Source organism: Pantoea sp. A4, assembly GCF_000295955.2.
Lineage (GTDB): Bacteria > Pseudomonadota > Gammaproteobacteria > Enterobacterales > Enterobacteriaceae > Pantoea > Pantoea multigeneris.
In genome coordinates, this window is record NZ_ALXE01000033.1 from 1 (window position 1) to 15,179 (window position 15,179).

A 15,179-nucleotide genomic window follows, 5' to 3' on the forward strand; every position below is an offset into this window, starting at 1 on the left:
AAGGTGGGGGAGGATGTCAACAGTAATAGCCTGACGGGCGAGAGTGGCTTTGCCAATCAAACCGAAAGCTTTGAAGCAACGTTGCAATATCAATTCCTGAACGGTTTACGCCCGACAATTGCTTACGTTCAGACCAAGGCGAAGCATGTGGAAGGTGTGGGTGATGCCTATGTGCTGAAATTTATCGAGCCGGGATTAACCTATAACTTCAATAAAAATATGAAAACGTTTGTCGCCTGGAAAATTAACCAAATTAACAGTAATAATAAATTAGGCCTGGCCGGTGATGACCAGGTGGCACTCGGTATTGTTTATCAATTCTGACAGCAAAAAAAAGCCAGCAAATATGCTGGCTTTTTTCTTCTCTGCATTCAGGTGGCTAATCCGAGTTTTTTCTCCAGATAGTGGATATTGGTGCCGCCCAGCTGGAAGTTTTCGTCTGCCATAATTTTCATTTGCAGCTCAACGTTGGTTTTAATCCCATCGATGATCAGTTCTGCCAGCGCATTTTTCATGCGAGCAATCGCCACATCACGGTTTTCACCGTAAGCGATCAGTTTACCGATCATGGAGTCATAGTACGGCGGCACGCTGTATCCGGCGTAGATATGCGACTCCCAACGCACACCAAAACCCCCTGGCGCATGGAAGCGCGTGATTTTGCCTGGGCTTGGCAGGAAGGTATTCGGATCTTCCGCATTGATACGGCACTCAACCGAATGGCCGCGAATGATCACATCTTCCTGTTTGATCGACAGTGGCAGACCGGCAGCAATACGCAGCTGCTCTTTGATCAGGTCTACGCCCGTGATCATCTCGGTCACCGGATGCTCAACCTGAATACGGGTGTTCATTTCAATGAAGTAGAACTCACCGTTTTCATACAGGAACTCGAAAGTCCCCGCGCCGCGATAGTTGATATCGATACAGGCTTTGGCGCAACGCTCGCCGATGTAGCGACGCAGCTCTGGCGTGATGCCCGGTGCTGGTGCTTCTTCCACCACTTTCTGGTGACGACGCTGCATAGAGCAGTCACGTTCAGCCAGATAGATAGCGTGACCCTGACCGTCCGCCATCACCTGAATTTCGATGTGACGCGGGTTCTCAAGGTATTTCTCCATGTACACCATGTCGTTGTTGAACGCCGCTTTGGCTTCCGCTTTCGTCATGTTGATGGATTGTTCCAGGTCTTTGTCGCTGCGCACAACGCGCATACCACGACCACCGCCGCCGCCAGATGCTTTGATAATGACCGGATAGCCAATGCGTTTTGCAAACGCACGGTTTTTTTCCATGTCTTCAGTCAGTGAGCCGTCTGAACCCGGAACGGTAGGAACGCCGGCTTTTTTCATCGCGGTGATGGCCGAAACTTTATCCCCCATCAGACGAATAGTTTCAGCGCGCGGGCCGATGAAGATAAAGCCAGAGTTTTCAACCTGCTCTGCGAAGTCGGCATTTTCAGACAGAAAGCCGTACCCTGGGTGGATAGCCACCGCACCGGTGACATCGGCTGCGGAGATCAGGGCTGGGATATTGAGGTAGCTTTTAACCGACTGCGCCGGGCCGATGCAGACGGTTTCGTCTGCTAACAGCACATGTTGCAGGTCACGGTCAGCCGTTGAGTGAACCGCAACAGTTTTGATGCCTAACTCTTTACACGCGCGCAGGATACGCAGGGCGATCTCACCGCGGTTAGCAATGACAATTTTTTCGAGCATGGTATCCCCTGTTATTCGATGACGACCAGCGGCTCGTCATATTCCACCGGCTGTCCACTTTCAATCAGGATCGCTTTCACGACGCCCGCTTTATCCGCTTCGATCTGGTTCATCATTTTCATCGCTTCTACGATGCACAGGGTATCACCTACATTGACCCGCTGGCCCACTTCCACAAACGCTTTCGCATCCGGGCTAGGGGTACGATAAAACGTCCCCACCATGGGTGAGCGAACCAGATGGCCGCTGACTTCAGCCGCTACAGGTGCAGCTTCCGCAGTAGCAACAACGGGTACAGCAACAGGCTGTGCAACGGGGGCCGCATACGCCTGCTGCATCACAGGAGTCGCTGATGCACGGCGGATACGCACAGACCCTTCGCCTTCGGCAATTTCCAGCTCAGCGATGCCAGACTCTTCTACCAGTTCGATCAGCTTCTTAATTTTACGAATATCCATGGTTTCGCTTCTTTTCGATTGAGTCAGGATATTGTTATAGCAGGGGAATGAGATAAAGAAGGCATAGGGAGTTCAGGTGATGTGATAAGCAAAGGTTAGATAAATGCCACGAAACCCCCGCCCAGGTTCAGGTTCTCTCTGCTTTGGGACGCTGAAACAGTGACACATACCACGATACCGTTGGCTTCAAGCGAATTAGTTTCATGAGAAATAATGTAACAATCGTAATGTTGGCAAGGCGATGACTCTCGCTATACTTTGATCGCTGTCACAAATTCATCGTAAGAGGGAACAGTTATGACTGAGTTATCGCGCAGACATTTTATGTCCTGGATATCCGGCCTGGCCCTGGCGGCTCCCACCCTGTTTAGTCGTTATGCGGCTGCCGCTCCCCACGCCGACAATGTGCAGTTACTGCACCTGGAACGTAACAGCTGGGTTCCTAACAATGCTCACTTGCCGGTTATCCTCTATAAACAGGCGTTGGCTCCCGCAGCCGATCGAACCGGGGTGGCTGAAGCGCAATTTGAACATCATCAGTGGCCGCCTCAGTGGGTGGCCTCCATTTTTGACTATCACCATTATCACAGCACTGCCCATGAGGTGCTCGGCTGCGTAAGCGGCAAAGCGGACGTGATGCTGGGTGGTCCTGGCGGGCATGTCGTCACGCTCTCCGCAGGTGATGTGGTACTGTTGCCAACGGGAACCGGGCATTGCAATCAGGGAAGCAGTGATGATTTTCTGGTGGTGGGCGCGTACCCGCCACAACAAAACTGGGATATCTGCCGTGAAGCGCCCACGCAGGCGATGATTGACCGTATGGCACATCTCCCGTTTCCGGCCAGCGATCCTGTGACGGGTGCGCAAGGCCCACTGATTAGCCAGTGGCAACGCAGTTAATCAGGTATTTCGCCTAACAAGGAGCGAGCAGTGCAACAGGATGAGGTCGCAGCCCTTTTGAAAGACAAGAGCGACTTTCAAAAACGGTTGAAGCTGATTGGCGTATTAAAGGGACGCACCGATAGCCACAGCGAAGAGGCGCTACAGTATCTGGTGAAACACGATTTTGTCTTTCAGGTAAGGTTAGCCGCCTGGCAAGCGCTGAGCGACCGGGGAGTCACGTGCGATAAACCGGTCGAACGTGCCCGCTATGTGGTTTTTCTGGAAAAGCGCCTGAACAACCTTGGCGGTTTTTTGACCTGGCGTGGCAAATGGACAGATCTGTTTCTCTGGTAAGCCCGGAGCGGTTGGACCGGTTCAGGAAAAGTGCTTCGGAGACTGGCCAAACAGTTGCCTGAAAGCATAAATAAACGCCGAGGGTGTCGAGTACCCGACGGTTAGCGCGACCTCAGTGACCGTCCTGCCGGAACGTAGCATTTCAAGGGCGCTCAACAGCCGCAGACGCTGCCGCCATTGATGAAACGGTAACCCCGTTGCGCGCAGAAAATGCCGTGAAAATGATCGCGTTGACATGCATGCGAGATCGGCGGACTGTTCGAGTGTATGTGGTAGATGCGGTGCGGCCTGAATCGCAAGGCAGACATCAAGCAGCCTGGCGTTGGCAGGAAAGGGAAGGTTCAGCGGGGCATCTGGCAGGGACTGGAGTAAATCCAGCAGCACCTCTACTTTTCGGCCCTCAGTCCCCGTTTCGTCATAGTGCACCGGGAGTGACGTGCAGCCGTGATGAATAAATGCACGCACAAAATCATCCACCATCACCACCCGGGTTTCATCTGGCTTGAGGGTAATGGCCTCCGCCTTGATGTATAAACTCTCCAGCTCAACCTCTTCGCTGACCCACAGCGTGTGAAGGCATCCTGGCGGTATCCAAACGCCATAATCAGGCGGCAGTAGAATCGTCATTTCCCCAGCCTGAACCTGCATCAGGCCTTCTCGTGCGAACAGAAATTGCCACCAGCTGTGCTGATGTTCCTGTACACAGGTTCCGCCCTGAATACCGTATGCGCGAAAGTACACCTGCCGTGGCAATGTTGTCAGCGAAGAGGTGGTGGCCAGAACCCACTCTTTGTTATTCAGACTCGCTCGCACCGGCGCGCTCCTTTGGCATCTGTTCGATATATATTGTCATTATATCGAAAGCATGGATGCGGGACGACCGCTACCCTGTGTTGATTTTGCAACGGGATGAATGGAATGAAAGACAGAATGTTATTGCCCTGGTTGATGGTTTTTGGCGCAGGGCTTTGCCTGCGTACCGGTATCTCATCGCTTTCACCGATGCTGGACACCATCCAGCATCAGCTGGCGATCAGCAGCAGCTATCTTGGCCTGCTGACCGCAATCCCGGTGGTCTGCATGGGGGTGTTATCCCCACTTGGGCACGCTTTCGATCGCCGGTTTGGGCTAAAGACCTCGATGATGCTGGCTTTCATCGTGTTGATGGCTGGCCTTGCACTGCGCCTGAAAACCGAAACCTTTGGCCTTTTGTTGTTAACGGCAGCGTTGGTTGGTATCGGTGATGCTATTATTCGGCCGCTGTTAAGCGGTTTTATCAAAGAGACGTTTCACGATAAGACCCACGCGGCGATGGGCGTTTACGCCACGGCCATGGGGGTAGGCTCTGCCGTTGCTGCCTATACCACACCTTTTTTGTCCACCGCCTACGGGAGCTGGCAAGGTGGTCTGGCATTTTGGGCTATTCCGGCACTGATTGCGGCGATGCTGTGGGTGATGTGGTCAGGCGGTGCTAAGCATGAGGTTGCTGAGGTCTCGCGTGGACAATCTCAACGTCTGGATCGTCTGGGGATGGTGGCCTTGACGCTGTTCTTTGGCTTACAGGCTGGCATTAACTATACGATTGTAGCGTGGTTGCCCAGTTTATACCTCGCTTCCGGCTTTTCTCAGCAGGCGAGCAGCGGGTTTATTGCGGGATTTATGCTGTTGCAGACCCTCACCAGCCTGTTTTTCCCGCTGTTGATGCGCCTGATGCGTGTAAAGGTGGCGGGCGCGATGATCATTTTCACCGTTTGCGCGCTCACCGGCTTCCTGATGCTGGGGGATTTATCTCTCACCGTTTGGGCCCCCGCTGTGTTTCTCGGTATTGCCACCGGGGGCTTGTTCCCGATAGCCTTGCTGCTGCCACTGGAGTTTTCCTCCTCGCGTGATGAAGCGACCCGGATCAGTGGTGTGACACAGTCCGGCGGTTATCTGCTGGGTGGCGCGATGCCGTGGGTTGCCGGTATCGCCACGGCCCACATGGGGCCAGTAAAGGGCATTACCGCACTGTGTTTAGGCATGGGGATAATATTGCTTATCGTCGTTGCACAGGTACGTAAACGCTATTTACAGCGTGTTCAACAGGCGGAATAGGTGCCATAGCTGGCTTAGCGCTACTAACGCCAGATCGGCGGTTACTAAGGTTTTTTCATGCGGTTGTTCCAAAAATAGCCATAAACGCAGGTATTGTGTGTTGACATGTAGGCCCATTGGGCCCATTGTGTTTAACATAGGGCGGCGCAAGAGGCGCGGCCCGGAAATCCCGAAAGGATGAAAGATGAGTGACAACACCATGACCGCTGATGAAACCGTTAAATTGCAGGCCGAAATTTCTAAGCTGATGGCCGAAACCGTAAAGCTGAACGCTGAAGCCCAGAAGATGAATGCGGAAAGGCTGAAAATGACCCGCGAAACCTTCTGGTATCCAGTGGCCATCGCAACAGGGCTTATCGGTGCTGTGGTAGCCTGCACCACGTTGTTATCGAAAATACTGTAGTAAAAAAGCCCCCGCAAAGGGGCTTTTTGCATTTGAGGCATCTATGCGCATTTTAAAAAACTACTCAGCCCCAACCACAGACGATCTAACCCGTCTTAAAGATGAATTAGGCTACACCGGTAATCAGATGGCAGACCTTGCCGGGCTGGCCGATAGCAGACAATGGCGTAAGTACACGGGTGGCGATAAGCCTCGCTCTATCAGTGCACCTATGCTTTTCCTACTCTCCGCACAGTTGGTGCTTGATGAGAGCCAGATTGACGCCATATTCGCTAAAATGCGCGATATCGGCGCAGAGCTGACTTAATCCCCTGCCGATATTTTTCCTGTCATCCGGGCTGTTTATTCTGTCCGGTTAACTACAAGTTGTGTATTCACCTTCTCAATCGCTGCTAACAGTGGATCAATTGAAACGCAATTTACACCGTGCCAAAGCGATTTAATCCACGTTACACCTGAATCATCAGGTGCCATTCTCAGGTTGCAGGGCGTCAAAAATTCGCTCAGCCTATAAAGATCTGCATTGCAAATTTTTCTTAATTTTATTTTGAACTTTGTGTATATTTTGAGAGTGATGAAAGTTTTATTTATATCTGTGTAGAATGCGTGTAGTTAATGTGTAGGATGTGTGTAGAAATGAAATTAACAGGATTTCATTGAATTTCTCCTGCGCCCGTTTATATTTGGTTTAATCTCACTGATTTAAACAGTCACTTCCTTGTGAAATCAACCGTAACAGGTTGTCGGTTTTTTACTGTTTAACTTCAGGTGTTAATTTTGTTTCTCACACATTTAAAACTTAAACAAACGGGCTGGGAAGAGTGCGATCTTACTGCCTACACGCAAATTTATAATACTTTTGGGGGAAGTTTTTGTACCCATCCCAGGGTGCTTTCATATCTCTCTGAACGGGAGAGTCTCAGCGTTCAATACTATTTAAAATGTTCAGCTTCGGGTCCTGTCGCTGCTGTCTTTTCGGTCAATGGTTCTCTGGAATATAAAAACCCCGGCATCCCCTTTGTTTTTGATGACTTGATCCTCCCTGTGAAACCAGGGGTGAAAGTCATGCTTCCTTTTAAAACCAAACGGTTATCCCCATACTCTCAGACATCTGTACGCAACAGCATTCGCCATAACCTCTTCAAGAAGAAAATTGCTCACATTAAGTCCGATTTTTCCGCTAAATCGGTAAAAAAAAGAAATGGCGAAGTCAGACGATTTCAACAAAATGGCGGGGTTATCGAAGATGTTACCGCCTTTTCGCCTGGTGAAATCTCAACCATTTACCATCAGTTGTTTAACTTACGCTGGCAAAACACGGTTAAATGTATAAACAGAGACGTTTTGCATGAAACATTTACCGAATTCAGGGACATGATTTTTGGCAAGGTTTTATTCGTCAATGATACGCCTTGCGCGTTCGACCTTAACTATAAAGTGGAGTGCCCATCCTGGTACTACTTTGAAGACTTTAATGGCGGATTAGATCCGCAGTTCAAGTCACTGGGTATTGGCAGTGTTTTACTGTGGGAAAACATCCGCGAGGCAAAAGCGTTGTCAGCGTCAGCGAATAAAAAATGTATTTTTTCACTTGGTGCTTACAACCAGGCATGGCAGTACAAAAAACAGTGGTGTGACATTATGCCTTCGGGGAGAACGCTGTTTTAAAATTAACCCACTCTTTAAATTTACAAAATTATTTATCGTCTACACACAACCTAAACACATCCTCAACGGCCAGTAAACGCAACTTCGCTACCATTGGCCATCATTTTCTAATACGAGAGTACCATGCCCGGTATTAAACATTTCCCACTACCGCTACTTCTGATTTTAACCGGTGCTGTCCTGACGGGTTGTGATAAGAAAGTCAGTCAAGAGACAGACGTTCATCCTCCTCATGTCGCTGTTGAGGTCGTTCAGCCTCGCGTTTTATCAGTTAAAGAGACGCTGCCCGGTCGGGTTACCGCCTGGCGCACGGCCGAAATACGACCACAGGTTAACGGAGTGATCCAGCATCGCCTGTTTGAACAGGGCGCAGAGGTGACCAAGGGCGTGGCACTTTTCCAGATTAACGCCGCCCCTTTTGCAGCGGATGTCGCCAATGCGAAAGCCGGGTTACTGCGGGTAGAAGCGGCGAACGATAAAGCCCAGCAGCAAGTCAATCGCCTGAAGCCGCTGATGTTATCCGAAGCCGTCAGCCGTCAAAGTTATGACGATGCGGTTGCCAATGCGCGTCAGGCAGCGGCGGACGTTGCTCAGGCCCGTGCGACGCTGGCGCGTAAACAGCTCGACTTAAGTTTCGCCACTGTTGAAGCCCCGATCTCAGGCCGGATTGATCAGACGCTGGTGACAGAGGGGGCATACGTGACGCCAGGGGATACCAGCCCACTTGCCCGTATCTATCAAACCGATCCTATCTACGTTGACGTACGCCAGCCTGCCGAGGTCTATAACCAGCTTCGCCGTCAAGTAGGCGGTGAGCAGGATACTGCTGCTGCGCTTCCGGTGCAGGTGTTATTACCGGACGACACGGTCTATCAACACCCTGGAAAGATACTTTTCTCAGGAATTTCTGTTGATGCTGGCACGGGCGAAGTGCTGGTGCGTATTGAGCTCAAAAATCCAAATCGCGAATTATTGCCGGGCATGTTTGTACGTGTGCAGATCCCCCGGCAGCACTACGACGACGCTTTGATGGTTCCGCAGCAGGCCGTGTCCCGCCACGAGGGAACTCCCACGCTTTGGGTGGTGGATGAACAGCAGCAAGCACACCAGGTCAACGTCGATGTTGGAGAGTTATCACAGGGAGAATACCGCATATCCTCCGGTTTACCGGCAGGGAGCCGTGTCGTGGTCATGGGAATGGAGAAGCTGGCTGACGGCGTCAAAGTCGCGGCGGCGGTGGCTCCGGCGTCTCCGACATCTCTGACGATGACAGCAGGAGAGTAAAATGGCTCAGTTTTTTATTAAACGTCCGGTGTTCGCCTGGGTGTTGGCGCTGTTTATCATTTTGTTTGGCGTCATTGCGATACCTAAACTCCCGGTTGCACGCTATCCCTCCGTGGCGCCGCCGAATGTCACCATCACTGCAACTTACCCTGGGGCTTCACCGCAGACCATGAATGACTCCGTGGTGGGGCTGATTGAACGCGAACTGTCCAGTGTTAAAAATCTGCTTTATTTTGAATCATCTACCGATACCTCTGGCCAGGCGACGATCACCGTCACCTTCAAGCCGGGCACCGATCCAGAGCTTGCTCAGGTGGATGTACAAAACCGGATCAAGACGGTAGAGCCCCGTCTGCCTCAGACCGTGCGTCAAAATGGGCTGCAGGTCGAATCTGCCAGCTCAGGCTTCCTCATGATCGTCAGTCTGACCTCAAAGCAAGGCCAAATGAACAGCGAGGCCTTAAGCGACTATATGGCCAGAAATGTGGTTGACGAACTGCGCAGAATACCTGGTGTGGGTCGCGTTCAGCTGTTTGGGGCCGAAAGAGCCATGCGCGTCTGGGTGGACCCCATCAAACTGGTGGCTTTCAATCTGACGATAGGTGACATTTCCACGGCGATTTCCCAACAGAATGTGCAAATCGCGCCGGGACGGGTAGGGGATGAGCCTGCGATGCCGAATCAAGGTGTCACTATCCCTTTAACGGTACAGGGACAGCTCTCTACGCCTGAGGCGTTTGCCAATATTGTCCTGCGTGCCAATCAAGATGGCTCCAAAGTGAAGTTGTCTGACGTGGCAAAAGTCGCGCTCGGTGCGCAAAGCTACAGCATGATGATCCGTGACAACGGGAAGAGTTCAACTGGTGCTGCGATTATGCTTGCACCAGGTGCAAACGCCGTAAAAACCGCGGATGCGGTGGCGGCGCGTATGCACGAATTGAGCCTGTCAATGCCGCAGGATATTCAATATTCCCTCCCTTTCAATACTGCCCCCTTCGTAAAGCTCTCCATCGAGAAGGTGATTCACACGCTTCTCGAGGCTATGGTGCTGGTGTTCATTGTCATGTATCTGTTTTTACAGAACATCCGCTACACCTTTATACCCGCGATTGTTGCGCCAATCGCTTTGTTGGGCACGCTATCCGTGATGCTGCTCGTTGGCTACTCCGTCAACGTGCTGACGATGTTTGGGCTGGTTCTCGCGATCGGCATCATCGTCGATGATGCGATTGTCGTGGTGGAGAATGTCGAGCGCATCATGCGCGAAGAAAACCTCGAACCCCGCGAAGCCACCTCACGTGCGATGCAGGAGATCACGGGCGCGATCATCGGGATTACGTTGGTGCTTACGGCGGTCTTCATTCCGATGGGGTTTGCCAGTGGTTCAGTGGGCGTTATCTACCGCCAGTTTGCCTTCTCAATGGCGACGTCCATTTTGTTCTCCGCGCTCCTGGCGCTAACGCTTACCCCTGCGCTGTGCGCAACGCTGCTTAAAAAAATCCCGGAAGGGCATGCGCAAAGGGGCATTTTCGGCCTCTTTAACCGCGGGTTTGATCGGCTGACAAATCGCTATTCACAGTGGGTGAGAACCACGCTGAAGCGCTCAACGCGAATGCTGCTATTGTTTGTGGCGATCAGTGCGGGAATGGGGATGGCATTTAGCCAGTTGTCCTCAAGTTTCCTGCCAGAAGAAGATCAAGGGTATTTTATGACCGCGTTTCAATTACCTGCGGATGCAACCCAGCAGCGTACGCTCGCGGTCGTCAAAAAATATGAGAATGCGGTGGCTTCACGTCCCGCAATCGCGACGAACCAATCGATTATTGGTTTTGGCTTCTCTGGCTCCGGTGCCAATACCGCACTTGCCTTTACTGTCCTGAAAGACTGGAAGGAGCGGGGTAACACGTCTACCCAAGAGGAGAGCGCGTTTGCGCAGCAGGCGATGAGTGACTCGCCGGAGGGTTCAGTCATGAGCCTGATGCCACCCGCCATTGAGGAGTTAGGAACCTCTTCAGGCTTTACCTTGCGGCTTGAAGACCGCGCTAACCAGGGCTTCCAGGCACTGGAGGCTGCGCAGACTCAGCTGCTGCAACTCGCCGCGAAAAGCCACAAAGTGGTACAGGTATACCCTGATGGTTTGGCCCCAGGAACGAACATTCGCCTTGATATCGATCGTGAAAAAGCCAATGCCATGGGGGTCTCCTTTACCAGTATCAGTGACACGCTTTCCTCTGCGATGGGTTCGCTGTACGTCAATGATTTTCCTGATAAAGGTCGAATGCAGCAGGTCATCATTCAGGCAGATGCTAAAGATCGCATGCAAATCGATGACATCCTGAACCTGTATGTACGCAACAGCGATAACCAGATGGTTGCGCTGAAAACGTTTATTCACCCTGTGTGGTCAGATGCACCGCTGCAACAGGTTCGTTATCAGGGATATCCGGCAATGAGGATATCAGGCAGTGCCGCCGCAGGCGTTTCCAGCGGCGATGCCATGGCGGAAATGGAAAAACTGGCTTCACAGCTGCCGCCAGGGTTTGCGGTGGAGTGGACCGGGCAGTCGTTACAGGAGCAGGAGTCATCAGCCCAGGCACCTATGCTCATGGCACTTTCCATCCTGGTTATTTTTTTAGTCTTAGCCGCGTTATACGAAAGCTGGGCCATTCCACTGTCTGTGTTGTTGGTTATCCCATTGGGTATTGTGGGGGCTGTTCTTGCCATCATGGTACGAGGATTACCGAATGATGTGTTCTTTAAAGTCGGCTTGATCACCGTGACTGGACTGTCAGCGAAAAACGCCATTCTTATCGTGGAGTTTGCCAAACAACTGCATGAAGAGGGGCAGAGTCTCTGGCAGGCCGCCATGACCGCAGCCAAAATGCGCCTGCGCCCCATCATCATGACCTCCCTGGCGTTCGGCTTAGGCGTTGTTCCGTTGATCATTGCTTCTGGTGCAAGCAGTGAAACCCAGCATGCTATTGGCACTGGCGTCTTTGGTGGGATCGTCAGCGCGACGCTACTGGCCATTATTTTTGTCCCGCTTTTTTTTGTCAGCGTCATGTCATTAAGAAATAAACTGGCGCATCGTGGTGCCAAAAAAGCGCAGGAGAATCAATAATGAACAGAACGCTTGTTTTTATGGCGTTATTCGTCAGTGGATGTTCATTAAATCCTGCGCTAACACATGGCCCCTCGCCAGTGGCGCAACATTACGCACAGCAGAATGCGGTAACAGGGAATGGCGCAGACCTCGGCTGGCGGGAAATGTTTAAAGATCCCCAACTACAGCAGGCCATTGCCCTGGCATTATCCAATAACCGGGATTTGCGTATTGCGATGTTAAATGTCGACACGGTGCAAGCTCAGTACCGCATTCAACGCGCTGCACGTCTGCCTGGCGTGGAGATGAATGGAAGCTGGACGCGTCAGGATACCGGAACTAATGCGGCTTCAGGCACGGGAGGCATCACGGATCAGACCACGGCAGGTGTGAATCTCAGCGCGTTTGAAATTGATCTCTTCGGCCGGGTGAAGTCTTTATCTACCGCCGCTTATGCCAGATACCTGGCGACAGAAGCCGGTTCGCGGGCTGCCCGGATATCCCTGATTGCCTCGGTTGCGCGTGCCTGGTATAACCAGATGCAAACCGCAGAGCAGTTGGCGTTATCCCGGCAAACCTTACAAGACTGGCAACACTCCTTAGTGCTTGCGCGTCAATTGCAGGCCGCTAATCAGAACAGTGCGATCGATGTTGCACAAGCTGAGGGGCAGGTTGCGACGGCGGAAGCCGACGTCCAGGCGAACGAACGGGCGTACCTTCAGGCTGGAAATGCATTAAGGTTACTGGTGGGCACCCGCGAGACGCCACCTGTGCCGCAAAGTACGTTGATGAAGAGCGACATCGAAACCGAGTTGCCCGCAGGCATTCCGTCAGATTTACTGACGCGCAGACCTGATATCATTCAGGCGGAATTGAACCTGCAAGCGGCGAATGCGGATATTGGTGCAGCACGGGCTGCCTTTTTCCCGAGGATTTCCCTTACCGCGTCCTTTGGTCAGGCAAGTCCGCAGCTGTCACAGCTGTTTGACTCGGGGAGTCAGACATGGCAATTCCTGCCACAGGTCTCTATACCGCTCTTCCAGGGAGGACGCCTGCAGGACGAACTGGATGTCGCAAAGCTGAAAAAATCCACAGCAGTGGCCGACTATGACAAAGCGATTCAGGTCGCCTTCCGCGAAGTCTCTGATGGACTGGCGGGCAACGCCACCTACCGTAAACAGATGTCTGCGCAACAGCGTGTCGTGGAGAGTGCCGAACGCAGATTGCATTTGTCGATGCAGCGCTATCAGGCAGGCCTGGATAATCGCCTTGAACTGCTGGACGCTCAGCGCCAGCTTTACAGCGCGCAGCAAACGTTACTCACTTTACGGCAGAACGAGATTGATAACGCCATCACTCTGTACAAAGCGCTTGGCGGTGGTATCAACGAGTAAGGATTTATCACCCGCCACGGCGGGTGATTGCAATCATATAAGAGTCATTATGCATAACACACTGATTTTGATCGTCGAAGATGACCACGAGATAGCCGCGATATTAACCGCATATTTACAAAATGCGGGTTATCGCACTCACCATGCTGAAAACGGTGCGTTAGCGCTGGAGTATTGTGCTTCATCGCCCCCTCACTTAATCATTCTTGATGTGCGTATGCCCGTCATGGACGGGTGGCAAGTCCTTGCTGAGGTCCGACGTCGTGGCAACACCCCGGTAATCATGCTGACCGCGAATGATGATGACGTGGACAAGCTTTCAGCGCTGCGTATTGGCGCAGATGATTACGTTGTAAAACCTTTCAATCCAGCCGAAGTGGTGGCGAGGGTTCAGGCGGTGTTGAGGCGCTCACGGGCGGCGAGTTTTTCCGAAGAAATTCTGTCTACTTCCTCGCTTTCCATCAACCTGGCGCAGCATAGCGTTATTGTAAAAGCCAGCTCAGTGGATATCGCGCCGCGTTTAACCACCACTGAATTTCGCTTAATCACGCAGTTTGTGCGGGAACCGAACCGTGTGTTCAGCAGAGAGGAACTGCTGGAGGCCTGCTTCCCTGAAGGTGATACGCTTCCCAGAACCGTTGACAGCCACATCAGCAAACTGCGTAAGAAACTTGAGGATGCCGAGGCTACAGGGCTTTTGCAAAATGTCAGGGGCTTCGGTTACCGTCTTGGAGAGCGGAAATGAAGCGTCGTGGTCTCAGCCAACAGCTAAACTGGCTGATTATCAAAATTACCTTTTATTCATTTCTGACTTCATTCGCGACCTACGGATTTTATCCCACCTTTATGGGATTCTTTTCAGGCAAATTTCTGCCACCGGATTTCGACATAGGGAACGTGGGAGACTGGATAACAATGATCGTCACCACGATATTAACCATACTGGTTTCTGTCCTTGTTTCCGCAAAGTTTGCGCGTCAAATGATCGTGCCGCTTGAATCGCTAACGCAAAGCGCAAAGCGTGTTGCTGAGGGCGATTTAACCGCACGAGCCGTGGGTGGGGCAGTGGAACTTGGGGAGATCAGCGCCCTGGTAAAAGATTTCAACCGTATGGCTGAAACGTTAGAAACCATGTCTCAGGACATTCGTACGTGGAACGCCGCTATTGCTCACGAATTAAGAACGCCAGTGACGATTTTACGGGGCAGGCTTCAGGGTTTAGCCGATGGCATATTTGCGCCGGACAATAAGCTCTTCGTCAGTCTGGTCCATCAAACGGACAGTCTCACGCGGCTCATTGAAGATCTGAGAACACTTAGCCTGGCCCAGTCCGGACATCTGCATATTTATTACGATCGCGTGAATATCGATACTGAAATCTGTGCGTTATCAGGACTGGTAAAAGAGGATTTTAAAGAGAGCCACCTTTCGCTGGTGCTCAAACTTAATCCCGTTGTGATTGAGTGCGATGTTTCGCGCTTCAGGCAAGTGATGTTGGCCTTTCTGGAGAATGCACGCCGCTACTCTGTTCCCGGCGTTATCATGATTTCCTGTGAGGAAGATCGCGAAGGCGTCATGATTCATATTGATGACGAAGGGCCGGGTATCGATCAGGCGCTGGCCTCAACCCTGTGGGATGCATTTGTACGTACTGATGCATCTCGTTCGCGCAACAGCGGAGGAACAGGTCTGGGGCTTGCGGTGGTGAAAGCGATTGTCCAGGCCCACGGCGGCAAGGTTTATTGTGAACAGAACGCGCTAAAAGGCACGCGTTTTTCCTTCTGGCTTCCGAGGGCTAAACCTTCACATCTTATTTGAGGA

The 15,179-nt window shown here is 51.9% G+C and carries 15 protein-coding genes; 12 read left to right on the forward strand and 3 right to left on the reverse strand.

Translation table 11 applies throughout. The features are described from left to right. On the forward strand, positions 1-324 hold a 324-nt coding region (locus B880_RS25110; protein ID WP_017348361.1), incomplete at its 5' end, for a porin. A 47-nt stretch (positions 325-371) separates the two neighbouring features. Here the strand turns inward: B880_RS25110 and accC are convergent. Both accC and accB read right to left on the reverse strand, forming a co-directional pair. After that, positions 372-1,718: an acetyl-CoA carboxylase biotin carboxylase subunit gene (accC, locus tag B880_RS0115540; RefSeq protein ID WP_017348362.1), complete on the reverse strand. Its 1,347-nt coding sequence runs from the start codon at positions 1,716-1,718 to the stop codon at positions 372-374. Positions 1,719-1,729: 11 nt separating this feature from the next. Further along, a complete protein-coding gene (accB, locus tag B880_RS0115545; RefSeq protein ID WP_017348363.1) occupies positions 1,730-2,176 on the reverse strand; it encodes an acetyl-CoA carboxylase biotin carboxyl carrier protein in 447 nt (148 codons plus the stop codon). 297 nt (positions 2,177-2,473) lie between these two features. On the opposite strand from accB, the gene B880_RS0115550 reads away from it, so the two are divergent. Next, positions 2,474-3,076 (forward strand): cupin domain-containing protein, encoded by a 603-nt coding sequence (locus B880_RS0115550; RefSeq protein ID WP_017348364.1) that lies wholly within the window; start codon positions 2,474-2,476, stop codon positions 3,074-3,076. Positions 3,077-3,106: 30 nt separating this feature from the next. After that, positions 3,107-3,412, forward strand: coding sequence for a hypothetical protein (locus B880_RS25115; RefSeq protein WP_017348365.1), 306 nt, complete (start codon positions 3,107-3,109; stop codon positions 3,410-3,412). 21 nt (positions 3,413-3,433) lie between these two features. Here the strand turns inward: B880_RS25115 and B880_RS0115560 are convergent, their stop codons facing one another. Next, a complete protein-coding gene (locus B880_RS0115560; protein ID WP_017348366.1) occupies positions 3,434-4,225 on the reverse strand; it encodes an AraC family transcriptional regulator in 792 nt (263 codons plus the stop codon). 105 nt (positions 4,226-4,330) lie between these two features. Between B880_RS0115560 and B880_RS0115565 the strand changes: the two genes are divergently transcribed. The 9 genes from B880_RS0115565 to B880_RS0115605 all read left to right on the forward strand — a co-directional run bounded on the left by B880_RS0115565 (position 4,331) and on the right by B880_RS0115605 (position 15,176). Further along, positions 4,331-5,506, forward strand: a complete 1,176-nt coding sequence (locus B880_RS0115565) for an MFS transporter (RefSeq protein ID WP_202813424.1) — start codon at positions 4,331-4,333, stop codon at positions 5,504-5,506. Positions 5,507-5,690: 184 nt separating this feature from the next. After that, the gene (locus B880_RS0115570; RefSeq protein WP_017348368.1) at positions 5,691-5,909 is read left to right on the forward strand and encodes a hypothetical protein; all 219 of its coding nucleotides are present in this window, start codon (positions 5,691-5,693) and stop codon (positions 5,907-5,909) included. Positions 5,910-5,952: 43 nt separating this feature from the next. Continuing rightward, positions 5,953-6,216 (forward strand): hypothetical protein, encoded by a 264-nt coding sequence (locus B880_RS0115575; protein ID WP_017348369.1) that lies wholly within the window; start codon positions 5,953-5,955, stop codon positions 6,214-6,216. A 470-nt stretch (positions 6,217-6,686) separates the two neighbouring features. Next, entirely contained in the window at positions 6,687-7,577 is an 891-nt protein-coding gene (locus tag B880_RS0115580; protein ID WP_026042693.1) for a GNAT family N-acetyltransferase, read from the forward strand. Between the two features lie 123 nt (positions 7,578-7,700). After that, complete coding sequence (locus tag B880_RS25120) at positions 7,701-8,861, forward strand: efflux RND transporter periplasmic adaptor subunit (RefSeq protein WP_051005709.1); 1,161 nt, start codon at positions 7,701-7,703, stop codon at positions 8,859-8,861. Between the two features lies 1 nt (position 8,862). Continuing rightward, positions 8,863-11,982: an efflux RND transporter permease subunit gene (locus B880_RS0115590; protein ID WP_017348372.1), complete on the forward strand. Its 3,120-nt coding sequence runs from the start codon at positions 8,863-8,865 to the stop codon at positions 11,980-11,982. Next, entirely contained in the window at positions 11,982-13,358 is a 1,377-nt protein-coding gene (locus tag B880_RS0115595; protein WP_017348373.1) for an efflux transporter outer membrane subunit, read from the forward strand. Before B880_RS0115590 ends, B880_RS0115595 begins: the two co-directional genes overlap by 1 nt. Positions 13,359-13,404: 46 nt before the next feature. Continuing rightward, on the forward strand, positions 13,405-14,103 hold the full coding sequence (locus tag B880_RS0115600) for a response regulator (protein WP_237761020.1): 699 nt from the start codon (positions 13,405-13,407) through the stop codon (positions 14,101-14,103). Beyond that, positions 14,100-15,176, forward strand: a complete 1,077-nt coding sequence (locus B880_RS0115605; protein ID WP_017348375.1) for an ATP-binding protein — start codon at positions 14,100-14,102, stop codon at positions 15,174-15,176. The genes B880_RS0115600 and B880_RS0115605 overlap by 4 nt, the downstream gene beginning before the upstream one ends. Positions 15,177-15,179: the final 3 nt, after the last annotated feature.

What these genes read in the sequence shown, in the direction of transcription:
- B880_RS0115590 (WP_017348372.1), top strand. Translation starts at nt 8,863, where the DNA reads ATGGCTCAGTTTTTTATTAAACGTCCGGTGTTCGCCTGGGTGTTGGCG.
- B880_RS0115570 (WP_017348368.1), top strand. Translation starts at nt 5,691, where the DNA reads ATGAGTGACAACACCATGACCGCTGATGAAACCGTTAAATTGCAGGCC.
- B880_RS0115565 (WP_202813424.1), top strand. Translation starts at nt 4,331, where the DNA reads ATGAAAGACAGAATGTTATTGCCCTGGTTGATGGTTTTTGGCGCAGGG.
- B880_RS0115605 (WP_017348375.1), top strand. Translation starts at nt 14,100, where the DNA reads ATGAAGCGTCGTGGTCTCAGCCAACAGCTAAACTGGCTGATTATCAAA.
- accC (WP_017348362.1), bottom strand. Translation starts at nt 1,718, where the DNA reads ATGCTCGAAAAAATTGTCATTGCTAACCGCGGTGAGATCGCCCTGCGT.
- B880_RS25120 (WP_051005709.1), top strand. Translation starts at nt 7,701, where the DNA reads ATGCCCGGTATTAAACATTTCCCACTACCGCTACTTCTGATTTTAACC.
- B880_RS0115550 (WP_017348364.1), top strand. Translation starts at nt 2,474, where the DNA reads ATGACTGAGTTATCGCGCAGACATTTTATGTCCTGGATATCCGGCCTG.
- B880_RS0115575 (WP_017348369.1), top strand. Translation starts at nt 5,953, where the DNA reads ATGCGCATTTTAAAAAACTACTCAGCCCCAACCACAGACGATCTAACC.
- B880_RS0115595 (WP_017348373.1), top strand. Translation starts at nt 11,982, where the DNA reads ATGAACAGAACGCTTGTTTTTATGGCGTTATTCGTCAGTGGATGTTCA.
- accB (WP_017348363.1), bottom strand. Translation starts at nt 2,176, where the DNA reads ATGGATATTCGTAAAATTAAGAAGCTGATCGAACTGGTAGAAGAGTCT.